The following is a 23,067-nucleotide window of genomic DNA, read 5'->3' on the forward strand; positions in this document are numbered from 1 at the left end:
TCAATCCGGGTCGCGCACGCCGAACAGCGCCGCCGCATTGCCCCAGGCGATGCGCCGGGCGGCAGCCGGCGGCAGCTCGCCGAGCCAGCGCCGGGCTTCGGCCATCAGCTGCTCGTAGCCGCTCCAGCGCGCATTGATCCAGGTGTCCGAGCCGATCACGAAGCGCTCGGGGAACTCGCTGAACAGCGCGCGCCACTCGGCGCTCAAGCGGCCATCGCCATCGGTCAGGCCGGGTCGGTAGGACAGCTCGCCGACCAGCAGCGGATAACGCCTGAACAGCGCACGCACCCGCGCCACCGGCGCGCCGCCGATGCCGGTGTGGGCCCAGATCAGCCGCGCCTGCGGCGCATGCGCCATCAGCCGGTCGATCGCGTCGTCGTCCACATGCGCCAGCACCGCCAGGCCGCGGGCCTGCGCCAGCTGCATCAGCTTCACGGCCACCGGGCCCTCGGCGTTGCGGCTGTCGTAGAGATGGAATTCGCCCAGCCCGCGGTAGGCGCCGGCGGCGGTGCCGGCGGCCAGTTCCTGCTGCACCATGCCGTAGATGCTGTCGTCGGCGAACCAGCCGGTGTAGTCGGCCCGGTTGCGGTACAGGCGGATGAAGGGCACCACGGTGACACCGGCGGCGCGGGTCGCATCACCGGCCGCTGCCAGCGCCTTGGTGCCGTCGTTGGTGCGGCTGTTCGCGACGATGGCGCGCACGCCGGCGCGCTGCATCATCGCCAGCACCTCGCTCACCGGATAGGGGCAGACGCCGGGGAAGGCGCAGGCCTCTTCGTTGTAGTGCAGGTGCGCGTCGAACAACGGGCCGCGGTAGGGCTGCTGCGCGGCGGCCCACAGGGGCCAGGCAAGGGCCAAGCAGCTCGACAAGGCCATCGCGAGCCAGCGCCTGCGGTGCAAGGGAAGTTGGCGCATGGCCTCGCCCTCCGGCAAAGGAAACGTCGTCAATGCAGTGTAGGCCGGCCCTCGGCGCCTGCGGCACGCTCGGCGGTCCGGGTCAACCGCAGGCGCGCAGGTTTCGTTAGGTGCACGGGCCGGTTCGCGGCCCTGCTCTTCCTCCCCCTCCCCAACACTCCTGCAGGAGTCCTGCTCATGATCAAGAAACTCATCGTGACCGTTCTGGCCTGGTTCGCGTTCGCGGCCATGGCGGCGTCGGTCGATGCCAACAAGGCCTCGCAGGCCGACCTGGACGGCATCAAAGGCATCGGCCCCGCGATTGCCGGCAAGATCATCGACGAACGCAAGAAGGCGCCGTTCAAGGACTGGCAGGACCTGATCGACCGCGTGAAGGGTGTCGGCGATGCCAACGCAGCGAAGTTCTCGGCCGAGGGCCTGACGGTCAACGGCGCATCGTTCAAGGGCGCTGCGCCGGCCCCGGCTGCGGCCGCGGCCAAGAAGGAAGACAAGCCCGCCGCGAAGGCCGACGACAAGCAGGCCGCCGCCGCTGCGCCGGCCGAGGACAAGAAGGCCGCGAAGAAGAAGGCCGCCGAAGAGAAGAAGGCCGAGAAGGCCGCTGCCGCCGAGAAGGCCAAGCAGGACAAGGAAGCGGCGGCCGCCGCCAAGAAGGAAAAGGCCGCGAAGAAGGAAGCCAAGCCTGCCGCCGACGCGAAGCCGGCGGATGCCAAGGCCTCCGACGCGAAGGCCGGCAAGAAGTAAGCCCCACCTGCCGCCAAACGCACGAACGCCCCGCGACGCGGGGCGTTTGCGTTTCCGCTACCGAAGGAGGCCGTCCGTTGACGGACCTGCGCATCGCCAGGAGCAGGCGGCGCCGTGGCCCTGAACCGTGTTCAACAGCGGCCGCAGAGACTCACCGACCGAGCAGCGGCTTCAGGAAGCGCCCGGTGAAGCTCTCGGCGCAATCGGCGATGGCCTCGGGCGGCCCTTCGCACAGCACGCGGCCGCCGCCGGCGCCGCCTTCGGGGCCCATGTCGATCAGCCAGTCGGCGGTCTTGATGACGTCGAGGTTGTGCTCGATCACGACGATGGTGTTGCCGGCGTCGCGCAGCTGGTGCAGCACGCGCAGCAGCAGCTCGATGTCGGCGAAGTGCAGGCCGGTGGTGGGCTCGTCCAGGATGTACAGCGTGCGGCCAGTGTCGCGCTTGCTGAGCTCCAGCGCCAGCTTCACGCGCTGCGCCTCGCCGCCCGACAGCGTGACGGCGCTCTGCCCGAGCGTGATGTAGCCCAGGCCCACGTCCAGCAGCGTCTGCAGCTTGCGCGCGAGGGTGGGCACGGCACTGAAGAAGGCATGCGCGTCTTCCACCGTCAGCGCCAGCACCTCGCTGATGTTCTTGCCCTTGTACTGCACCTCCAGCGTCTCGCGGTTGTAGCGCTTGCCGCTGCAGGTGTCGCAGGGCACGTAGACGTCGGGCAGGAAGTGCATCTCGACCTTCAGCACGCCATCGCCCTGGCAGGCCTCGCAGCGGCCGCCGGCGACGTTGAAGCTGAACCGGCCGGCGCCGTAGCCGCGCTCGCGCGCCATCGCCACTTCGGCGAACAGCTCGCGGATCGGCGTGAACAGGCCGGTGTAGGTGGCAGGGTTCGAGCGCGGCGTGCGGCCGATCGGGCTCTGGTCGACGTTGATCACCTTGTCGAAGGCGTCGAGGCCGTCGATTTCGTCGTGCGCCGCGGCCTCGGTGTGGCTGCCGTAGAGCTTGCGCGCCACCGCGGCATACAGCGTGTCGTTGACCAGCGTGGACTTGCCCGAGCCCGAGACGCCGGTGACGCAGGTGAACAGGCCGACCGGGATCTCGACCGTCACGTTCTTCAGGTTGTTGCCGCGGGCGTTGACGATCCTCAGCGTGCGCGGGTCGGTGCTCTCCGCCAGCGTGTGGCGCTGTTCGGGCACCTCGATGCGCAGCGCATGCGCGAGGTAGCGGCCGGTCAGCGACGCCTCGCTCGCGGCCACCTCGGCCGGCGTGCCCTGCGCGATGATCTCGCCGCCATGCACGCCGGCGCCGGGGCCGAGGTCGATGACATGGTCGGCGCAGCGGATCATGTCCTCGTCGTGCTCGACCACCAGCACGCTGTTGCCCAGGTCGCGCAGGTGGCGCAGCGTGCCGATCAGGCGTTCGTTGTCGCGCTGGTGCAGGCCGATGCTGGGCTCGTCCAGCACGTACATCACGCCGGTCAGGCCCGAGCCGATCTGGCTGGCCAGGCGGATGCGCTGCGCCTCGCCGCCCGAGAGCGTGTCGGCGCTGCGGTCCAGGCTCAGGTAGTTCAGGCCCACGTCGTTCAGGAACTTCAGCCGCGAGCGGATCTCACGCACCACCTTGTCGGCGATCTCGGCCTTGGCGCCCTTGAGCTTCAGCTGCTCGAAGTAGGCCTGCGTGTCGGCCAGCGTCGCGTGTTCGACTTCGAAGATCGCGCGGCGCGGCACGCTGCCATCCGAGCCCAGCAGGAACACATGCCGCGCCTCACGCCGCAGCCGGGTGCCGCCGCAGTCGACACAGGGCTTGGCGGCCTGATAACGCGCCAGATCCTCGCGCACGGCGACCGAATCGGTCTCGCGGTAGCGGCGCTCGAAGTTCGGGATGATGCCCTCGAAGGCATGCCAGCGCTTCACGGTGCGCGGCTTGCCCTTGGCCGTTTCGGCGGTGTAGAGGAACTCGATCTCCTCGGCGCCGGAGCCGTACAGCAGCGCCTTCTGCGCCTTCTTCGGCAGCTCCTCGAAGGGCGTGTCGATGTCGAAGCCGTAGTGCCGTGCCACCGATTCGAGCAGCGAGAAGGTGTAGGCATTGCGCCGGTCCCAGCCCTTCACCGCGCCGCCGGCCAGGCTCAGGCTCGGGAAGGCCACGACGCGCTCGGGATCGAACACGGTCTGCTGGCCCAGGCCGTCGCAGGCCGGGCAGGCGCCCATCGGCGCATTGAACGAGAAGAGGCGCGGCTCGAGTTCCGGCAGCGCGTAGCTGCAGACCGGGCAGGCGAACTTGCTGCTGAACAGATGCTCCTTGCCGCTGTCCATCTCGAGCGCAATGGCGCGGCCGTCGGCGGCGCGCAGCGCGGCCTCGAAGCTTTCGGCCAGGCGCTGCTTGACGTCGGCCCGCGGCTTCAGGCGGTCGATCACGACATCGATGTCGTGCTTCTCGGCCTTCTTCAGCTTCGGCAGGTCGGGCACCTCGACGATGTGGCCGTCGACGCGGAAGCGCACATAGCCGCGCGCCTGCATGTCAGCGAACAGTTCGGTGAACTCGCCCTTGCGGTCGCGTGCCACCGGGGCCAGCACCATCAGCCGCGTGTCCTCGGGCAGCGCCAGCACGGTGTCGACCATCTGGCCGACGCTCTGCGCTTCCAGCGGCAGGTCGTGCTCGGGGCAGAACGGCGTGCCGGCGCGCGCGTACAGCAGGCGCAGGTAGTCGTGGATCTCGGTGACGGTGCCCACCGTCGAGCGCGGGTTGTGGCTGGTGGCCTTCTGCTCGATGCTGATGGCCGGCGACAGGCCTTCGATCACGTCGACGTCGGGCTTGTCCATCAGCTGCAGGAACTGCCGCGCGTAGGCCGACAGGCTCTCGACGTAGCGGCGCTGGCCTTCGGCATACAGCGTGTCGAAGGCCAGGCTGGACTTGCCCGAACCCGACAGCCCGGTGATCACCACCAGCGCATGCTTGGGGATGTCGAGGTCGATGTTCTTCAGGTTGTGCGTGCGCGCGCCGCGGATGTGCAGATGGGTGTTGTGCAGATGGGTGTTGTGCAGCGGGGGCTGCGCCGGGGCGGCGGAGGGGGTCGGGCGAGGCATCGGCGGGCGGGGACAGGGCAACCGGCCATGATAGCGGCGCGGCCTTTTGCGCGCACGGGGCCCGGGCCGCCGCGCGCCGCGGGCTGCTGTCAGCGCACTTGCAGCAGCATGTCCAGCGTCAGGTTCCAGGCGCGCACGCGGCCACTGGCCAGCTCGACGATCGCCAGCTGCTCGGTGTGCTGCGTGCGGCCCGCCGGGCCCGACTCGGTGCTGCCCACCATCACCAGCCGGTCGGGCAGCTGCCAGCGGTTGTGCAGCTCGCCGAAGGGCAGCGCGGCCTGCCACTGCACGCGGGCCGAAGCCGGCTCCTCCTGCAGCAACCGGGTCAGCTGCAGCCGGCCCGCGGCGTCGGTGCGGGTGCGGTGCAGCACCAGCAAGGATGAGCCCTCGATCACCAGCGGCTGCCGCTGCCCGGCCGTGCGCAGAAAGCCGCCTTGCAGGAACTCCGGTGAAGCGGGCAGCCGCGTGGGCTCGACCAGCCGGTCGTGCGCGCCCTCGCTGAACGCGCGGGTGCGGCCGATGGTCGCGCTGTACAGGCTGCGCCGCGCGCTGGTGTCGTCGCGCCAGGCGCGCCAGGGGTCGGCCAGCTGCGAGCCGAACTCGTCGCGGCCGGCCTCCGCGGCCTCCGCCGCGGTGTACAGCCCGAGCCAGCCGCTGGGCATGCGCGCCGCGGGGATCAGGAACTCGCTGCTGCGGTAGGCGCCATTCCAGCCCGAGGCCATGAACTGCAGCCGGCGCAAGGCCTCGTCGCTGGCCGGCTGCCAGGCTTGCGCGGCAAAGCCTGGCAGCGCAATGCGATAACGCCGCGCATCAGCGGCCAGGATCACCAGGCCGTCGTCGAACAGGTGATGGTCCAGCTCGCCGACCAGCTGTGCAGCCAGCGCCGGGTTCTTCGCAGCGATGTCCAGACCGGTGCCGCGCAGCGCGCCGTCGGCCGCAGCCACCAGCACCGGCTGGTCGGCGACGAAGAGCCACACCGCGTCGCCCTGCTGGCCCAGGATGCGGCCACGCGCGCCATGGCCGCCCTCGTGCTCGCCGATCGAGCGCAGCCGGCGCGACCATTGCCGGGTGCCGCTGCGGCTGTCGTAGCTGCGCAGCTCCAGGTGGTAGCGGGTGCCGTAGCGCTGGCCGGCGAAGCTGTGGCGCTCTTCGAGTTGCACCATCAGCCAGACACTGGCTTCGCCGCCGTGTTGCACCAGCGCCGGCGGGCCCTCGCGCTGCGCCACGCCGAACTCGCCGGGTCGGGTGGACAGCCACCACGCCCACCCGGCCGCGGCCAGCGCGACCGCGAGCAGCAGCGCCAGGACGAGGACGCCGCGTCTGGCTGCCATCGGTGGCCGCTCGGTCGTCGCTCAGAAGAGCGCCCGCAGGCGCGCCAGGGCCGGCGCGTCGAGCGGCGCGAACCAGTGGCTGCCGTCGGGCTCGGCCCAGTGCACGCCGTCGGCATCGAAGCGCAGGCCGGCGGCGCTGGCGGCCACCGGCCAGCGCCGCTGCAGGTCGGCCAGGCCAGGTGCCGGCGTGGCCAGGCGCTGCCAATGGCCGCGCGTGGCCGCGTCCAATGCCTGCAAGGCCTGGCGCTCGGATTCGGGCAGCGCGCCACTGAACATCAAGTCGGTCAATGCGGCGGGGCGTCCCGGGGCGACGGCCTCGGCCCGCTTGGCCTGCGGTCGCGCAGCCGCCGACGGGTTGGCGGCATCGGCCAGAGCACCCGGTGCACGCGACTCGCGCTGTGGTGTGGCGGCTGGGGTCGGCGGCGGTGCGATCGTGATCGGCGCAGGCGCCGGCATGGGCATGGCGGCAGGGGCCGGCATCGGCGCGGGTGCAGGTCCTGCAGCGGCTGGTGCAGCTGGTGCTGCCGGGAAGGGCGTCGGCCGGACTGCGGACTCGGCGATCTTGCTGCCCGGCTCGTCACGCACCGCGTTGTCGGCGCGCTGGCGCAAGGCCGGCTCGGCGGCGGCCTGCTTGCTGTCCGCGGTCTCGGCGCGCTCGGCCGACTTCAGCTGGCCTGCCTGCCGGGTTTCGGGCCGGGCCTGCGCGGCCGGCTGCTGCGGCGGCGCCGCGGGTGCATCGGCCGCGCGGCTCTTGGCCAGCGCCACGGGTGGCGGTGCGGCCGCATCGCGGGCCGCGGCGGGTGCAGCGGGCTCGGCCCGCGGCACCGGCGCGGCCACGACCGGTGCGGGTGCGGGGGACGCTGCGGCCGCAGGCGTGGTCGCCGGCGGTGCCGGCGCCTCGGCCACCACCGCCGGTGGCACCGGCTCGTTGACCCAGATCGCCACCGTGAGCCCGGCCACCACCACCGCGGCCATGCCGCCGGCCCACACCGGGCGGGGCTGGCCCAGCGCCTGCCACAGCAATCGCCAGCGCGCCGCCAGGCGCTGTGGCAAGGTTGGCGGGGCGGCCGCGGCCGGCCCGCGCACGGCGGCGCGCGCCGCCGCACTGATCGCCGCGCTCAGCGCCGGCGGCGGCGCCAGGTCGTGGTCGGGCGCATGGCGCAGCGCGGCGCGCAGGCGCGCGTCCTGCGGCGGATTGGCACGCGGATCGGGCCGCGGGTCGTCCGGCCGGCGCGGGGTGTCGTCGTTCATGCCCGGGCCCTCATCCGCGCCCCCGCGCCAGCGCATCGGCGCCGAGGTAGGCGCCCATGCAGGTACGCAGCTTGCTCATCGCGTAGCGCAGCCGGCTCTTCGCGGTTTCGAAGCCGAGCTCCAGCGCCTGGGCGATGTCGTCCAGCGTGCACTCGTCGTCGTGGTGCATCAGGAACACCACGCGCTGCGCGGCCGGCAGTTCGTCCAGGCAGCCGAGCAGGCGTTCGCCGGCACGGCGCCAGAACAGCCGGTCTTCGTTCGACACCCCGCCGGGGGCCGGCCAGTCGAGCCAGGGCTCGCCCTCGGGCGTGAAGAAGCGCTCCTCGTCCATGCCCTCGGGCGCCTGCAGCTCGCGGCCGCTGCGGCGCAGCAGGTCGATGGCGCGGTTCTGCGCCAGCGTGAACAGCCAGGTGCGAAAGCTCGCGCCCTGCGGCGCGAAGCGCTCGCGCGCATGCACCACACGCAGCCAGGTGTCCTGGAACACCTCGTCGGTCTGCGCCTGCAACGCCGGGCCCAGCACGCGCCGCACGAAGCGGTACAGCGCGGCCTGGTGGCGCGCGTACAGCGTGTCGAAGGCCGCCGCATCGCCGCGCGCGAAGTCCGCCATCAGCCGCGCATCGTCGGCCGCGGCGTCGGACGCAGCGTCCAACGCAGCGTCTGGCGCGCCGGCGGCGCGGTCGTCGCGGGAACTGCGGGGCGGCGGCGGGTTCATGGTGGCCGGCCAGTCTGCCATGTGCCGGAGCGTGTGCATCCCCCTTGTACGGCCAGCCGCGCGCGACGGGGTCAACGACGACGGCGCGTTGCGCCGCGGCAATCACCCGTCACAAGTGGGATGTCGCGCCACGGGCACGCGGCGTAGCATGGTCCGCATGAAGATCGCCCGCCGCCTCCCGCTGGCCCAGGCAGCGCTCACCGCCGCGCTGGCGGGCTGTGGCGGCGGTTTCTACATCGGCATCGGCGACGACGACGGCTTCGACGATCCGCCGCAGGTGAGCCTGGTGGCCAGCAGCGGCAGCGCCGGCATCGGCCAGCCGCTGCGTCTGGCCGCCGCCGCCACCGACGACCGCGGCGTGCAACGGGTGCAGTTCTTCCGCCTCGAACGCGACGGCAGCGCCACTTCGCTGGGCAACGACAGCACGGCGCCCTACGAGTGGGACACGACGATGCCCGACACCGCCGCGGCCGAGGTGCGCTTCTTCGCCCGCGCGTTCGACACCATCGGCCAGCGCACCGACAGCCCCAGCATCGCGGTGGCCGTGCGGCGCTGAACCTCGAGCGCGGGGTCGCGGCCCGGGCGCCGGCGCCATCACACCGCCAGCGCCTGCGCCCGCTGCCCCAGCACGCCGCCCTGGCGCACGATGAACTCGCGCAGGCGCTGCGGGTAGTCGCTGCGCACGGCTTCGCGCACCGAGCCACGCCGGGCCAGCGCGTCGCGCCAGGCCGCCAGCTGCGGCAGCTCGGCGAACACGCCGGTGTCGATGATCGGGTCGATCACCTCGAAGTAGCGCCACACCGGCGCGAACGCGGCGTCGACCAGGCTGAACGCGGCGCCGGCGAACCACGGACCCGGGCCGCGCGCGGCCAGCTCGGCGTCGAGCTGCACGGCGCGCTGGCGCAGCGCGCGGCGGGCGGTGTCGAAGGCCGCGTCGTCGCGCGCGGTGTACAGCTGCCAGATCGTGTTCAGCGTGGCCGAGGCCACCTCGACCCAGGCCCGGTGCCGCGCACGGGCCAGCGGTGCGGCCGGGTGCAGCGCCGGCGCGCGGGTCTCGTCGAGGTAGTCGCAGATCACCGCCGACTCGAACAGCGCGGTCACGCCATCGCCTTCGCGCAGCAGCAGCATCGGCGTCTTGCCCAGCGGCGACAGCGCGGTGAACCAGTCCGGCTTGTGCGCCAGGTCGATGTCCACGCGCTGGAAGGCCACGCCTTTCTCGGCCAGCACGATGCTGGCGCGCTGCACATAGGGGCACAGCGCATGGCTCACCAGCACCGGCGCGTCGCCGACGGTGAAGGGCAGCGCGGTCGCGCTGGCGGGCAGCGGCTTCATGCGCGGGCTCCGGCCAGGCGGGTGCCGTTGCGGCCGGCGGCGGCATCGCCTTCGGCGCGCGCAGCCCGCAGCGCGAAGCGGCCATCGCCGAGCAGCGCATGCACGACCGACATCGCGGCCAGGAACACCGGGTACTCCCAACCGCCGTTGGGCGCGGTGAACACCCAGCCGTTGGGCCAATGCACGGCCGTCGCACCGGCCAGGATCGGCAGCAGCGCGATTGACGCCCAGCGGCCGCCCGCGCCCAGCGCGATCAGCAACCCGCCGCTCACTTCGGCCAATAGCACCGGCCAGGCGATCCAGGTCGGCAGGTGCTGCTGGGCCAGGAAGCCCTGGAAGCCGGCCATCGTGAACACGCCGTATTTGAGCCAGGCGTGTGAAAGCCACATCGTGGCCAGGCTGGCGCGCAACAGCAGCCGGGCGGCATCGGGGGCAGGGCGGAACAGGGACATGGCGAACTCCTGGGACAGGGAAGGGGTGGAAACGTGGTCCGGATGGTGGATTGCGCCGATGCCGATGAAAATAGGCGGCCATGAAGCCATCGATTGCAGCAACGCCTATGCCCTCCACGCCGCCCCCGCGGCTGGAGCCACGCGACCTGGCCCTGGTGCTGGCGCTGGTGCGCGGCGGCACGCTGGGCGAGGCCGCGCGCCTGCTGGCGCAGGACGGCTCCACGGTGTTCCGCGCGCTGCAGCGGCTGGAGAAGCGCCTGGGCCTGGCCTTGTTCGAGCGCCATCGCCTGGGCCTGCAGCCCGGCGAGCTGGCGCTGGCACTGGCGCGCAGTGCCGAGGCCATCGAAGGCGAGCTCGACCGCGCCGACGAGCTGCTGCAGGCCGGCGACCGCCGCCTGCACGGCACGCTGCGCGTGACCACCACCGACACGCTGCTGATCGGCCTGCTGCTGCCGCTGGTCAGCGACTTCCGCGTGGCCTTTCCGCAGCTGACGCTGGAGCTCTTGGCTGGCAACCAGCTCGCCTCCTTGAGCCGGCGCGATGCCGACATCGCGATCCGCGCGACGACGCGGCCGCCCGAGCACCTGGTGGGCGCGCGGCTGGGCGTGATCCGCTCGGCGCTGTGGGCGCACCGGCGCCTGCTGCCAGCATCGGTGTCGCAGTCCGATCCGTCCGTGTTGCCCTGGGTGTCACCCGATGCGGACGACTCGCTGGCCGATCACCTGTCGATCCGCTGGCGCCGCCGCGTCTACCCGCAGGTGCAGCCGGTGCTCCGATGCAACAGCATCCTGTCGGTGGCGCAGGCCGTGCGCTGCGCCGCGGCGATCGGCGTGGCGCCGCGCTTCCTGCTGCAGGGCCAGGCTGATGTGGTGGCCTTGACGGGAGACGAGCCGGCGCTGGACACCGAGCTGTGGCTGCTGACGCACCCGGACGTGCGCCACCTGCGGCGGGTGAAGGTGTTCTTCGACTTCGTGCGCGAGCGGCTGGTGCTGCCCTGAGTCCCGCGCCGATCAGCAGCCCGACAGCACGCGCAGGATCTCCCGCCCATAGGCGTCCAGCTTCTTCGCGCCGACGCCGCTGATCCCCGCCAGCGCATCGAGCGAGTCCGGGCAGGCGCGCGCCATCTCGGCCAGCGTGGCGTCGTGGAACACCACGTAGGCCGGCAGGTTGTGCTCCTTCGCCACCTCGGCCCGCCAGGCCTTCAGCGCGGCAAAGCGCGACAGGCCGCTATCGCCCAAAGGCAGTGGCGGCGCCTTCTCCTTGCTGCTGCCCGAGCTGGCACGCGACGACCGCCCGCGCTTGGGCGGCGGATCGGCGGCCACGCGCAGCATCACCGGCACCTCGCCCTTGAGCACCGCACGGGCCGACTCGGTGAGCTCCAGCGTGTTGTACTCGCCCTCGGCCCGCAAATGGCCCAGCGCGATCAGCTGGCGCAGCACACCGCGCCATTGCTGCTCGCTCAAGTCGGCGCCGATGCCGAAGGTCGACAGCTGGTCGTGCTGGTGCTGCGCGACCTTGTCGGTGCGCTTGCCGCGCAGCACGTCGATCAGGTGGCCCGAGCCGAAGCTGATGCCGCCATGCTGGCGGAAGCGGTAGACGCAGGACAGCGCCTTGCGCGCCGCATCGGTCGCATCCCAGGTCTGCGGCGGACTGAGGCAGTTGTCGCAGTTGCCGCAGGGTGTCGACGCCTCGCCGAAGTAGGACAGCAGCCGCACGCGCCGGCAGTCGTGCGCCTCGGCCAGGGCCAGCAATGCATCGAGCTTGGCGCGCTGCAGGCGCTTGAACTCGTCGCCGGCCGGGCTTTCGTCGATCATGCGGCGCTGGTTCACCACGTCGACCAGGCCGTAGGTCATCCAGGCGTCGGCGGCCTGGCCGTCGCGGCCGGCGCGGCCGGTTTCCTGGTAATAACCTTCAATGTTCTTGGGCAGGTCGAGGTGGGCGACGAAGCGCACGTCGGGCTTGTCGATGCCCATGCCGAAGGCGATGGTGGCCACCATCACCAGCCCTTCCTCGCGCAGGAAACGGTCCTGGTGGCGCCGGCGCACATCGGCGTCGAGCCCGGCGTGGTACGGCAGCGCGGCAATGCCTTCGGCCACCAGCCAGGCCGCCGTCTCTTCCACCTTCTTGCGGCTCTGGCAGTAGACGATGCCGGCGTCGCCCTCATGCTCGTCGCGCAGGAAGCGCAGCAGCTGGCGCTTGGGATCGTCCTTCTCGACGATCTGGTAGCGGATGTTCGGCCGGTCGAAGCTGGAGATGAATTCGCGCGCCTCGTGCAGCGCCAGGCGCTCGACGATGTCGGCCCGCGTGTGCGCGTCGGCGGTGGCGGTGAGCGCGATGCGCGGCACGCTGGGAAAGCGCTCGTGCAGCTGCGACAGGCCGAGGTACTCCTCGCGGAAATCGTGGCCCCACTGGCTGACGCAATGCGCCTCGTCGATCGCCAGCAGGCTGAACAGCCCGCGCTCGTGCAGCGATTCGAGCATCGCCAGGAAGCGCGGCGTCAGGATGCGCTCGGGCGCGGCATACAGGATCGGCAGGCTGCCGGCGAGCAGCTCGCGCTCGATGCGGCGCGCGTCGTCGCCATCGAGCGTGGAGTTGAGGAACGCCGCATGCACGCCGGCTTCTTCGAGCGCGCCGACCTGGTCGTGCATCAGCGCGATCAGCGGGCTCACCACCAGCGTCACGCCGTGGCCGGCGCGGTGGCGCGCGATGGCCGGGATCTGGTAGCACAGGCTCTTGCCGCCGCCGGTGGGCATCAGCACCAGCGCGTCGCCGCCGGCCGTCACGCGGTCGATGATGGCCGCCTGCTGGCCGCGGAACGCGCCATAGCCGAACACATGCTGCAGGATGGACAGCGGCGCGGCGCTGTCGGCCGCGGGCGCGGCGGCGGGGGCGGAACGGGTGGCGAGCATCAAGCCGCGATGGTACCGGGCGCGCCGCACCGGCCCGCCGGGCGACGTTTGGCCCGCAGAAGCCTGCCAGCTCCCGGCTTCGGGCCGCGGGCGTGCCCGCTACACTGCGCCGCAATCCTCTGCCCCGCAATTGCCCATGGCCGGTGGTGACCCTTCCGCAGACGCGTTGCCCGACGAGCCCCCGCTCGTGAACGTGCTCGCCGGCATCCTGGCGGGCTCGCGGCTGGGGGTGCTGCTGCTGTCGCCCGCCGGCGAGCTGCGCTGGCACAACGCCACGGCCGCGCGCCTGCTCGAAGGCTGCGCCAGCGCCAACCTGCGCGGCCGCCCGCTGGCCAGCTTCTTCCAGGACAGCGCGCGGGCCCAACCCGGTTTCACGCAACTGCTGCAATGCCTGGCCATCGGCGCCGGGCTGGCCCATGGCGTCGAGCTGCCGCTGCAGCTGCCGCAGCGCCGCTGGCTGCGGCTGGAGCTGCAGGCGATCGGCTCGGCCGACCGTGCCAGCGCCGGACTGGGCGGCGCGATCTCGCTGATGGACGTGACCGAGCAGCGCCGCGAGCGCCGCGCCGCCGACCGCGAAGGCCAGCTGCTGCGCGAGGCCGCGCGACTGGCCGGCGTCGGGGCCTGGTCCTACGAGCCGGACGAGCTGCTGGTGCGCTTCAGCGACGAGACCTTTGCGATCCACGACCTGCCGCCGGGCACCGCGCCCGAGCCGCTGCAGGCGCTGGCCTACTACGACGAAGCTTCGCGCGAGCGGCTGCGTGCCGCCATCGCCGAAACGCTGGCGCAGGGCACGCCCTTCGACCTGGCGCTGGGCCTGGTCAGCGCCAGCGGCCAGCACAAGCGCGTGCGCACCACCGGCAGCGCCGAGCGCGACGAGGAAGGCCGCGTGGTGCGCGTGGTCGGCCTGTTCCAGGACATCACCGAGCGCGCGGCCCATGCCCAGGCGCTGCGCGACAAGGCCGAGGCCGAGCGCGCCAGCCGCGCGAAGAGCGAGTTCCTCTCGCGCGTCAGCCACGAATTGCGCACGCCGCTGAACGGCGTGCTCGGCTTCGCGCAGCTGCTGCAGCACCGCGCCGGCGAGCTGCCCGGCTGGACCGCCGAGCCGCTGCGCCTGATCCGCCAGGCCGGCGACCACCTGCTGACGCTGATCGACGACATGCTCGACCTGGGCTCGATCGAGTCGGGCGCGCCGCGCCTGCAGCTGGGCCCGGTGGCGCTGGACGCCGTGGTGCAGGAGGCGCTGCGCCTGGTCGCACCGCAGGCCCTGGCCGGTGGCGTCGCGCTGCGGCCCTGGGGCCCCAGCGGTGCGTGGGTGCAGGCCGACCCGACGCGGCTGCGCCAGGTGCTGCTGAACCTGCTGAGCAACGCGATCAAGTACAACCGCGTCGGCGGCGAGGTGCGCCTGCTGGTCGACGAGGGCTCCGCCGCGCTGGGTGCGCCGGCCTGGACCCTGCGCGTGATCGACAGCGGCCCGGGCATCAGCGCCGAGCGGCGGCGCGAGCTGTTCCAGCCCTTCAACCGCCTCGGCGCCGAAGCCAGCGTGGTGCCCGGCAGCGGCCTGGGCCTGACGATCGCGCGCCACCTGACCCAGGCGATGGGCGGCCTGCTGGAGCTGGCACCGCCCGGCGGCCAGCCCGGCACCGAGCTTCGCGTGACGCTGCGGCGTTGCGACGGCGTGCTAGCGCCCGATGTGGGCGTCCACAGCCCGGCGCGTGCGCTGGTGCCGGACGCGCCGGTGGCGTGCCACGTGCTGTATGTCGAAGACCATCCGGTCAATGCCATGCTGGTCAGCGAGGCGCTGGCGGTGCAGCAGCCGCGCCACCGCCTGCGCCTGGCCGAGACCGGCGAAGAGGGCCTGGCGATGATTGCCGACGAGCGGCCGGACATCGTGCTGCTGGACCTGCACCTGCCCGGTGCCGATGGCTACGAGGTGCTGGCGCGCCTGCGCGCCGAACCGGCCTGGGCCGGCATGCCCTGCATCGCGGTGTCGGCCGACGCGATGCCCGAAGAGCTGGAGCGGGCCCGCGCGGCGGGTTTCGACGATTACTGGACCAAGCCGCTCACGATGCACGGCCTGGCCGATCGCATCTCGAAGATCGTGGCCGGCGCGGCGGCCTGAGCCGGCGCCCGGCCGATCAGGCCGGCGGCAGTGTGTCGGCGAAGCTCGGCCGAGTGGCCAGCTTCTCGGCCAGCTTGGCCAGGTTCGGATGGTCCGAGCGCCAGTTGATGTGCGCAAAGCGGAAGTCCAGGTAGCCGAGCGCGACGCCCACCGCCACATCGGCCAGCGTGAAGTGGTTGCCGTTGCACCAGGGCTTGTCGCCCAGGCCCAGGCTCATCGCCTTCAGCGCCGCGCTGACGCGGCTCATCTGGCGGTCGATCCAGGCCTGGCTGCGCGCTTCGCCGCGCGGCGCCCAGGTTTCTTCCAGGCGCGCCAGGATCGCCGCGTCGCACACGCCGTCGCCCAGCGCTTCCCAGGTGCGAACCTCGACACGCTCGCGGCCCGAGGGCGGGATCAGCTTGCCCACCGGTGACAGCGTGTCGACATACTCGACGATCACGCGCGAATCGAACACCGCCTCGCCGCCTTCCATCACCAGGCAGGGCACCTTGCCCAGCGGGTTGGACGCGATGATGGTGTCCTTGGCCCATACGTCCTCGAGCACCAGCTGGTAGTCGAGCTTCTTTTCCGCCATCACGACCCGTACCTTGCGTACGTACGGGCTGGTCAGCGATCCGATCAGTTTCATGGGCTTGTGGAAGTCAGCAAGGGGCATGCCCCTGTGCGATCGATTCTAGCCAAGCACCCTGTGGCGACAGGGCCCCACGATCGAAGGAGGCCGGCCTGTCGCGGCCAGCCCACGGCCGTGAAGATCGTCACCCACAGATCGTGCCGGCATGGTCAGAATGCGCGTTGCGGTTCAGCGCTGCAGGCACCAGTCGACCTGCTCGGGCCGTCCCGGCAGCCGCAGGCTCGCGGTGGCCGGCGCGCTGCGCGCGATCACCTCGCCGCCCCGCAGCACCGCCAGCCGCGTCGCCCGCAGCCGGATCGCCTCCACCGGCGAGCGGGCCTGCAGCAGCACCGCATCGGCACGGCAACCCACCTCGAGCCCGTAGCTTTCGAGTCCCAGCACGCGCGCGGCATTCACCGTCACCGCGTCGAAGCAGGCGCGCATCTGTGCCTGCGCCGTCATCTGCGCCACATGCAGGCCCATCTGCGCCACTTCGAGCATGTCGCCCGCACCGAGCGAGTACCACGGGTCCATCACGCAGTCGTGGCCGAAGGCCACGTTGACACCGGCGGCCAGCAGCTCGGGCACGCGAGTCATGCCGCGGCGCTTCGGGTAGCTGTCGTGCCGGCCCTGCAGCGTGATGTTGATCAGCGGATTGGCCACCGCATGCAGGCGGGCCTCGGCCATCAGCGGCAGCAGCTTCGAGACGTAGTAGTTGTCCATCGAATGCATGGACGTCAGGTGCGAGCCGGTGACGCGGCCCTGCAGCCCGAGGCGCTGCGTGTGGAAGGCCAGGCTCTCGACATGGCGCGACAGCGGGTCGTCGCTCTCGTCGCAGTGCATGTCCACGCGCAGGCCGCGGCGCGCGGCCAGCTCGCACAGCAGCCTCACGCTCTCGGCACCATCGGCCATCGTGCGTTCGAAGTGGGGGATCCCGCCGACCACGTCGACGCCCATGTCCAGCGCGCGCTCGAGCTGCACCATCGCATGCGGCGCGCGCAGCACGCCGTCCTGCGGAAAGGCCACCAGCTGCAGGTCGAGGTAGGGCTTCACGCGCTCGCGCACTTCCAGCAAGGCCTCGACCGCCAGCAGCCGCGGGTCGCACACGTCCACGTGGGAGCGGATCGCCAGCAGCCCCTTGGCCACCGCCCAGTCGCAGTACTGCAGCGCACGCTCGACCAGCGCCTCGCGCGTCAGCAGCGGCTTCAGCTCGCCCCACAGCGCAATGCCTTCGAGCAGCGTGCCCGACTGGTTCACGCGCGGCAGCCCGTAGCTCAGCGTCGCGTCCATGTGGAAATGCGCGTCGACGAAAGGCGGGCTCAGCAGCCAGCCGTCGGCATCGAGCACCGGCTCGTGCTCGGCGCCCTGCACCTCGGGGCCGATGGCGGCGAAGCGGCCTTCGCGCACCAGCAGGTGCTGGCCGCTGCGGCCGTCGGGCAGGGTGGCGTTGCGGATCAGCATGGTGGTTCAACCCTCGTCAACAAGTCACGTCGTCGATTTCGCATAGGCTAGCGGTTTTCCCAGCAAGCCCGATGCCATGCCCTTCAGCCCGACGCTGCCGACGCTGACCGAGCCGGCGCGCCAGACCCCGGTGATCGCCGAATGCGAGGTGCTGGTGCTGGGCGGCGGCCCGGCCGGCATGGCCGCGGCCGCGGCGGCCGCACGCGCCGGGCGGCGCACGCTGCTGGTGGAACGCTACGGCTTCCTCGGCGGCATGGGCACGGCCGCCGGCGTCACCAACTTCTGCGGCCTGCATGCCAACGTGCGCGGCGAGCTGCAGCAGGTGGTGCATGGCCTGGCCGACGAGCTGCTGGATCGGATGCGCGCGCTGAACGGCCTGAACGAGCCGCACACGCTGTTCGGCGGCAAGATCTGCGCGCAGGCCTATGACAACGCGGCCTTCAAGGTGGCCGCGGACCAGCTGGTGATCGGCCATGGCGCGCAGCTGCTGTTCCACGCGCTCGCCGCCGGCGTCGTGATGCGTTCGCCCAGCCAGATCGACGCGCTGCTGGTCGAGACGAAGTCCGGCCGCGGCGCGATCCGCGCGCAGACCTTCATCGATTGCTCGGGTGACGGCGACCTGGCCGCCGCCGCCGGCGCGCCCTTCGAGCACGACGAGCTGCTGTACCCCTCGACCATGTTCCGCCTCAACGGCGTCGATGCCGCGCGCGCCGGCGATGCCTGGAACCACTTCGGCCGCCTGATGGCCGAGGCCGAGGCGCGCGGCCAGCGCTTTGCGCGCAAGACGCCGATCATCCGGCCGCAGAAGAACCCGAGCGAATGGCGCGCCAACGTCACGCAACTGGCCAACCCCGACGGCAGCCCGGTCGACGGCATCGACGCCTTCGAGCTCAGCGCGGCCGAAGTGGAAGGCCGGCGCCAGATCGTCGAGTTCGTGGCCTTCCTGCGCGGCCGCGAGGGCCAGGCCGGCGTGCCGGGCTTCGAGAACGCCTACCTGCTGGAGATCGCGCCACAGGTGGGCGTGCGCGAGACGCGGCGCATCGTCGGCGAGCTACAGCTGAGCGAAGACCATGTGCTCGACTGCGCGCGCTTCGCGGACAGCATCGGCGTCAACGGCTGGCCGATCGAGGCCCACGTGGCCGGCGACGTGCGCTTCGAGTTCGTGCGCGGCCTGGGCGAGTGCATCGGCTACAACCAGCTGCCGCTGCGCATGATCGTGCCGCGCGGGGTCGACAATCTGCTGGTCGCGGGGCGCTGCGCGTCGATGACGCACCTGGGCCAATCGGCCGCGCGTGTCAGCGGTGCCTGCTTCGTGATGGGCGAGGCCGCCGGCACGCTGGCGGCGATGGCCCTGGCCGCCGCGCAGCCACCGCGCCGTCTTGCCGCCGCCTCGCTGCAGGCCCGCCTGCAGGCCGAGGGCGTATTCCTCGGCTGAAAGGCCGCTTTTCCTATCATTTGAAATACGAGGACTGTCGATGATCACGAAACGCCGCCTGCTGTCCCTGCTGGCCTCCGGGCCCGCCGCACTGGCCCTGCCCGCCGCCTGGAGCCAGACTGCCCCCGCGCCGCATGCCTGGCCGACGCAGCCGCTGAAGATCCTGGTCGGCTTCCCGCCGGGCTCGACGCCGGACCTGGCGGCCCGCGCCATCGCCGATGCACTGGCCAAGGCCATCGGCCAGAGCGTGGTGATCGAGAACCGGCCCGGCGCCTCCGGCAACATCGCCGCCGACCTGCTGGCCAAGGCGCAGGACCAGCACACCATCGGCGTGCTGATCAACGGCAATCTCACGGTCGCCAAGCTGCTGAATCCCTCGCTGTCGTTCGACCCGGCAAAGGACTTCGCGCCGCTGTCGCTGATCGGCACCGCGCCGCTGCTGCTCACGGCGGCCGGTAGCGCCACCGGCGGCACGCCGGCCGAGCTGCTGCAGTGGGCACGCGGCCTGGGCACCCAGGCCAACTACGGCACCCCCGGCATCGGCACCGTCGGCCACCTGGGCATGGAACTGATCAAGAGCAAGACCGGCGTGGCCGCGGTCCACGTGCCCTTCACCGGCAACCCGCAGGTGATCAACGCCATGCTGGCCGGCCAGATCCACCTGTCACTGCTGCCGCCGGGGCTGGCGCTGCCGCACGTGAAGTCGGGCAAGCTCAAGGCCATCGGCATCACCTCGCCGGCGCGCAGCGCGCTGGTGCCCGATCAGCCCACGCTGCGCGAGGCCGGCGTGACCGGCGCCGACCTGGAGATCTGGACCGCCGCCGCCGCCCCGGCGACGATGCCCAAGGCCATCGTCGACAAGCTCGGGGCCGCGCTGATGGAAGCCATCCGCAGCGCCGAGTCGCAGCAGCGCCTGCTCAATGCCGGCTGGCAGGCCGTGGGCAGCACGCCCGAAGCCCTGGCCGCCCGCATGAAGACCGACGCGGGCCAGCTCGGCGAGATCATCGCCGCGCGCGGCATCAAGCTCGATTCCTGATTCGCGATGGACGCACCGATCGCGCGTTACCACGAAGACGGCTACCTGGTGCTGCCCGGCTTCAAGTCGGGGGCCGAGGTGGCGGCGCTGCGCCAGCGGGCGCTGGCCATCGTCGAGGCCTTCGACCCCGGCGACAGGCGCACGATCTTTTCCACCACCGACCAGGCGCGCGGCACCGGCGACGAGTTCCTGGCCTCGGCCGAAGGCATCCACTGCTTCTTCGAGGAGGAGGCCTTCGACGCGCAGGGGCGCCTGAAGCAGGCCAAGGCGCTGTCGATCAACAAGATCGGCCACGCGATGCACGACCTGGACCCGGTGTTCGACGCCTTCTCGCGCGGGCCGCGCATCGCCGCGCTGGCGCGCGCGCTGGGGCTCGAGCAGCCGCAGCTGTGGCAGTCGATGTACATCTTCAAGCAGCCCGGCATTGGCGGTGAAGTGAAGTGGCACCAGGACGCCAGCTTCTTCGACACCACGCCCGGCAGCGTGACCGCGTTCTGGTTCGCGCTGGAAGATGCCACGCGTGACAACGGCTGCCTGTGGGTGCAGCCCGGCGGCCACCGCGGCCCCTTGCGCGAGCGCTTCGTGCGCGAAGGCGACACGGTGCGCATGCAGGCGCTGGACGACACGCCCTGGCCCGACACGGCCAGCGCGGTGCCGGTGGAAGTGGCCGCCGGCACGCTGGTGTGCTTCCACGGCCTGCTGCCGCACTGGAGCGCGCCGAACCGCTCGCCGGTCTCGCGCCACGCGTACACGCTGCATGCCACCGATGCGCGCTGCCACTATGCCGAGACCAACTGGCTGCGGCGCGAGCGGCTGCCGCTGCGCGGCTTCGACTGACGTCTCCGACCCACTTTCTCCGACCCACTTTCTCCGACCGACTCCGAAAGCACCCGATGAGCGATGCCCACCACCCCGCCGTCCGCGCCACGCTGCAGCAGGACTACCGCTTCGACAACGCCTTCGGCACGGGCCAGGGCACGCTGCAGTCGGACCTGGGCCCGCCGCTGGGCCAGGGCGCCGGCCCCGACCCCGAGCAGCTGCTGGCCGCCGCGGTGGCCAACTGCCTGAGCGCCTCGCTGCTGTTCGCGCTGCGCAAGTTCAAGCAGGAGCCGCTGTCGGTGAGCACCGAGGTCGGCGTCGAGGCCGGCCGCAATGCCGAGAACCGCGTGCGCGTGCTCGGCATGAGCGCGCGCATCACGCTGGGCGTGCCGCCCACGGGGCTGGAGCACCTGGACCGGGTGCTCGCCACCTTCGAGGAGTTCTGCACCGTCACCGCCAGCGTGCGCGCCGCCATCCCGGTGACGGTGACCGTGTTCGACACCACCGGCCAGCAGCTGAAATGACCCCCCCGGAGCGCCTGCGGCGCCTCCCCCCGAGGGGGCGTCGCCAGCGGCCCGGCAGAGCCGGTTCCGCGGCGCCCACTCGGCAGGGTCGGTGCCTTGCGTCGTGGGTGCTGCTGGTGCTGGCGCTGTTGGCGGTGGTGCCGTCGCGTGCGCTCGCCGTCGCCGTCCCCGACGCCCAGGCCTTGATGGACTGGGCCGAGAAGGCCTACCCGGCGTACTTTCCGGGCCATCCGGCCACGCAGACGGCGGCGCCCTACACCTACCGCTTCTATGCCGGCAGCGGCAACTACATCGGCGTGGCCGGCAGCGGCGTGTGGCTGCTGGGTCCTGTGATCGGCAGCAGCAGCACGCCTCGCTACATGGGCGAGCTGGCCGACTTCAGCTGCCAGGTGGACGCCGCGGCCTGCGGCGACAAGCGGCTGCTGCAGGCCGCGGTGGGCGGGCTGACGCGCGACTTCATCGTCTACCTGCCCTACAAGGTGAGCGGCCAGACGAATGTGCCGGTGGTCTTCGCGCTGCACGGCACCGGCGGCGACGGCGAGCATTTCTTCGGCGCTTCGGGCTGGCGCGAGAAGGCCGACGAAGCCGGCTTCATCGTGGTGTTCCCGAGCGCACTGACGCATTGCTTCTACGAAGACAGCAACGAGGACGGCCAGTTCCAGCCCGACGAGCGCCAGGTCACCAGCAAGTGGGCCGGCGGCCGCCTGGGGCAGCCGACGCTGCGCCCGCTGTGCACGGCCGACGAGCTGGCCGCGCTGCCGGCCGCGCAGCGCGCGGCGGCCGACCATCCGCTGGCCGACGACATGGCCTTCTTCCGCGCGATGGCGGCACAGCTGGTGCAAGGCTTCGGCGCCGATCCGCGCCGGCTGTACGTGGCCGGCTTCTCGAACGGCGGCGAGATGACCGGCCGCCTGGCCACCGAGGCGTCGACCACCTTCGCCGCCTTCGCGGTCGCGGCCGCCCCCGCACCCTTGGGCGGCGTGGTCGCCGCACGGCCGCCTTCGCTGGTCTACACCGTGGGCCAGTTCGACAGCGAGATCGCGCCGAAGCTCGGCTATCCCGCCGGCCTGCCGATGAACGGCACGCTGGTGGCCAGCAGCGTGGTGCAGGCCAGCCTGGTGCAGCCCTTCCTGGCGGCGCTGCAGCTGGGCATCGGCACCAGCCACAGCCAGCCCACCGTCAACGGCGTGGCCACCAGCCAGTTCCTGTACCGCAACGCGCTGGGCCGTGCCGGCAATGCCTTCGGCCTGGTGGTGATCGGCGACCTGGACCACGCCTACCCGAACGGCAGCAACCATCCGCTGCGCCTGGCCGATCCGCTGTGGGACTTCTTCCAGGGCCAGCAGCTGCCCGCCGACAGCCTGGCCGCGTCGCGTCGTCCCGCCGACAGGCGTTGACGCCCGCCGGCACCCGGCGGCAGACTGCGCAGCCACCCGCCCGAGGGCCCGCCATGTCCGACCTCTCCACCGCCACGCCCGCCGCCACGCCGCCCGCGCGCACGCTGCGCCATGCCGACACGCTGCCCGGCCCGCGCGGCCTGCCGGTGCTGGGCAATGCGCTGAAGATCCAGACCGATCGCTTCCACCGGCAGCTGGAAGACTGGAGCCGCGACTATGGCGCGTTCTACAAGCTGCGCATCGGCCAGCGCCGCATGGTGGTGTGCGGCGACCACGAGGCGGTGGCCGCGGTGCTGCGCGACCGGCCCGAGGGCTTTCGCCGCACGCAGCGGCTGGAGCAGATCTGGGTCGAGCTCGGCCTGCCGATCGGCGTGTTCGGCGCGCAGGGCGAGGTGTGGAAGCGCCAGCGCCGCATGGTGATGGCCGGCTTCGACCCCGCGCACGTCAAGTCCTACTACCCGGCGATGCAGAAGGTGGCGCAACGCCTGGCCGCGCGCTGGCAGCGTGCCGCGCAGGCCCAGCAGGCCATCGCGCTGCAGCCCGAGCTGATGCGCTACACGGTGGACACCATCGCCGGCCTGGCCTTCGGCGCCGAGGTCGACACGCTGGGCAGCGAGGGCGACATCATCCAGCAGCACCTGGACAAGATCTTCCCGGCGCTGTTCCGGCGCGTGCTGTCGCCCGTGGCTTTCTGGCGTTATGTCCCATCGGCGGCCGACAAGGCGCTGGCGCAAAGCATCCCCGAGGTCATGCAGGCGGTGTCCGGCTTCATCGCCCAGGCCCGCGCGCGCCTGCAGGCCGAGCCGGCGCGGCGCGAGCGGCCGCAGAACCTGCTGGAGGCGATGATCGTCGCCGCCGACCAGCCCGGCAGCGGCATCGACGACGCCCAGGTGGCCGGCAACGTGCTGACGATGCTGCTGGCCGGCGAGGACACCACCGCCAACACG

At 72.0% G+C, this 23,067-nt stretch carries 20 protein-coding genes; 10 read left to right on the forward strand and 10 right to left on the reverse strand.

The genetic code is table 11. The annotated features are described in order from the left end of the window. Complete coding sequence (locus ACILR4_RS04060; RefSeq protein ID WP_395699546.1) at window positions 1-915, reverse strand: amidohydrolase family protein; 915 nt, start codon at window positions 913-915, stop codon at window positions 1-3. Between the two features lie 177 nt (window positions 916-1,092). Between ACILR4_RS04060 and ACILR4_RS04065 the strand changes: the two genes are divergently transcribed. Continuing rightward, window positions 1,093-1,656 (forward strand): ComEA family DNA-binding protein, encoded by a 564-nt coding sequence (locus ACILR4_RS04065; RefSeq protein WP_395699547.1) that lies wholly within the window; start codon window positions 1,093-1,095, stop codon window positions 1,654-1,656. Between the two features lie 151 nt (window positions 1,657-1,807). On the opposite strand, the gene uvrA is transcribed toward ACILR4_RS04065, so the two are convergent. From uvrA to ACILR4_RS04085, 4 genes are all read right to left on the reverse strand, one after another. Then, on the reverse strand, window positions 1,808-4,732 hold the full coding sequence (gene uvrA, locus ACILR4_RS04070) for an excinuclease ABC subunit UvrA (protein WP_395699548.1): 2,925 nt from the start codon (window positions 4,730-4,732) through the stop codon (window positions 1,808-1,810). A gap of 89 nt (window positions 4,733-4,821) precedes the next feature. Next, the gene (locus tag ACILR4_RS04075; protein WP_395699549.1) at window positions 4,822-6,063 is read right to left on the reverse strand and encodes a PA2928 family protein; all 1,242 of its coding nucleotides are present in this window, start codon (window positions 6,061-6,063) and stop codon (window positions 4,822-4,824) included. A 21-nt stretch (window positions 6,064-6,084) separates the two neighbouring features. Further along, complete coding sequence (locus ACILR4_RS04080; RefSeq protein WP_395699550.1) at window positions 6,085-7,314, reverse strand: hypothetical protein; 1,230 nt, start codon at window positions 7,312-7,314, stop codon at window positions 6,085-6,087. Window positions 7,315-7,324: 10 nt separating this feature from the next. Further along, window positions 7,325-8,047: a sigma-70 family RNA polymerase sigma factor gene (locus tag ACILR4_RS04085; protein ID WP_395699551.1), complete on the reverse strand. Its 723-nt coding sequence runs from the start codon at window positions 8,045-8,047 to the stop codon at window positions 7,325-7,327. A 136-nt stretch (window positions 8,048-8,183) separates the two neighbouring features. On the opposite strand from ACILR4_RS04085, the gene ACILR4_RS04090 reads away from it, so the two are divergent. Beyond that, window positions 8,184-8,582 carry an Ig-like domain-containing protein gene (locus ACILR4_RS04090; RefSeq protein ID WP_395699552.1) on the forward strand — a complete coding sequence of 133 codons (399 nt, stop codon included), beginning with the start codon at window positions 8,184-8,186 and terminating at the stop codon, window positions 8,580-8,582. A gap of 38 nt (window positions 8,583-8,620) precedes the next feature. Here ACILR4_RS04090 and ACILR4_RS04095 read toward each other — a convergent pair whose 3' ends face one another. Beyond that, window positions 8,621-9,358 carry a glutathione S-transferase family protein gene (locus tag ACILR4_RS04095; protein WP_395699553.1) on the reverse strand — a complete coding sequence of 246 codons (738 nt, stop codon included), beginning with the start codon at window positions 9,356-9,358 and terminating at the stop codon, window positions 8,621-8,623. Continuing rightward, complete coding sequence (locus ACILR4_RS04100; RefSeq protein ID WP_395699554.1) at window positions 9,355-9,810, reverse strand: DoxX family protein; 456 nt, start codon at window positions 9,808-9,810, stop codon at window positions 9,355-9,357. The genes ACILR4_RS04095 and ACILR4_RS04100 overlap by 4 nt, the downstream gene beginning before the upstream one ends. Window positions 9,811-9,890: 80 nt before the next feature. On the opposite strand from ACILR4_RS04100, the gene ACILR4_RS04105 reads away from it, so the two are divergent. Next, window positions 9,891-10,808: a LysR family transcriptional regulator gene (locus tag ACILR4_RS04105; RefSeq protein ID WP_395699555.1), complete on the forward strand. Its 918-nt coding sequence runs from the start codon at window positions 9,891-9,893 to the stop codon at window positions 10,806-10,808. A 12-nt stretch (window positions 10,809-10,820) separates the two neighbouring features. Here the strand turns inward: ACILR4_RS04105 and recQ are convergent, their stop codons facing one another. Beyond that, window positions 10,821-12,719 (reverse strand): DNA helicase RecQ, encoded by a 1,899-nt coding sequence (recQ, locus tag ACILR4_RS04110; protein WP_395699556.1) that lies wholly within the window; start codon window positions 12,717-12,719, stop codon window positions 10,821-10,823. Window positions 12,720-12,906: 187 nt separating this feature from the next. Between recQ and ACILR4_RS04115 the strand changes: the two genes are divergently transcribed. Beyond that, the gene (locus ACILR4_RS04115; protein ID WP_395699557.1) at window positions 12,907-14,838 is read left to right on the forward strand and encodes an ATP-binding protein; all 1,932 of its coding nucleotides are present in this window, start codon (window positions 12,907-12,909) and stop codon (window positions 14,836-14,838) included. A 16-nt stretch (window positions 14,839-14,854) separates the two neighbouring features. On the opposite strand, the gene ACILR4_RS04120 is transcribed toward ACILR4_RS04115, so the two are convergent. Continuing rightward, window positions 14,855-15,466, reverse strand: coding sequence for a glutathione S-transferase family protein (locus ACILR4_RS04120; RefSeq protein ID WP_395699558.1), 612 nt, complete (start codon window positions 15,464-15,466; stop codon window positions 14,855-14,857). A gap of 171 nt (window positions 15,467-15,637) precedes the next feature. Continuing rightward, window positions 15,638-16,909: an amidohydrolase family protein gene (locus ACILR4_RS04125; RefSeq protein ID WP_395699559.1), complete on the reverse strand. Its 1,272-nt coding sequence runs from the start codon at window positions 16,907-16,909 to the stop codon at window positions 15,638-15,640. A 76-nt stretch (window positions 16,910-16,985) separates the two neighbouring features. Here ACILR4_RS04125 and ACILR4_RS04130 point away from each other — a divergent pair, with 76 nt between their 5' ends. The 6 genes from ACILR4_RS04130 to ACILR4_RS04155 all read left to right on the forward strand — a co-directional run. Next, complete coding sequence (locus tag ACILR4_RS04130) at window positions 16,986-18,344, forward strand: FAD-dependent oxidoreductase (RefSeq protein ID WP_395699560.1); 1,359 nt, start codon at window positions 16,986-16,988, stop codon at window positions 18,342-18,344. A gap of 40 nt (window positions 18,345-18,384) precedes the next feature. Further along, complete coding sequence (locus ACILR4_RS04135; RefSeq protein ID WP_395699561.1) at window positions 18,385-19,380, forward strand: Bug family tripartite tricarboxylate transporter substrate binding protein; 996 nt, start codon at window positions 18,385-18,387, stop codon at window positions 19,378-19,380. A gap of 6 nt (window positions 19,381-19,386) precedes the next feature. Further along, on the forward strand, window positions 19,387-20,217 hold the full coding sequence (locus ACILR4_RS04140; protein WP_395699562.1) for a phytanoyl-CoA dioxygenase family protein: 831 nt from the start codon (window positions 19,387-19,389) through the stop codon (window positions 20,215-20,217). Between the two features lie 56 nt (window positions 20,218-20,273). Continuing rightward, a complete protein-coding gene (locus ACILR4_RS04145) occupies window positions 20,274-20,723 on the forward strand; it encodes an OsmC family protein (protein ID WP_395699563.1) in 450 nt (149 codons plus the stop codon). Window positions 20,724-20,830: 107 nt separating this feature from the next. Next, on the forward strand, window positions 20,831-22,120 hold the full coding sequence (locus tag ACILR4_RS04150) for a hypothetical protein (RefSeq protein ID WP_395699564.1): 1,290 nt from the start codon (window positions 20,831-20,833) through the stop codon (window positions 22,118-22,120). 53 nt (window positions 22,121-22,173) lie between these two features. Next, window positions 22,174-23,067: cytochrome P450 (locus ACILR4_RS04155; RefSeq protein WP_395699565.1), on the forward strand; the 894-nt coding region annotated here is incomplete at its 3' end.

Source organism: Aquabacterium sp., assembly GCF_044226965.1.
Classification (GTDB): Bacteria; Pseudomonadota; Gammaproteobacteria; order Burkholderiales; family Burkholderiaceae_C; genus Pseudaquabacterium.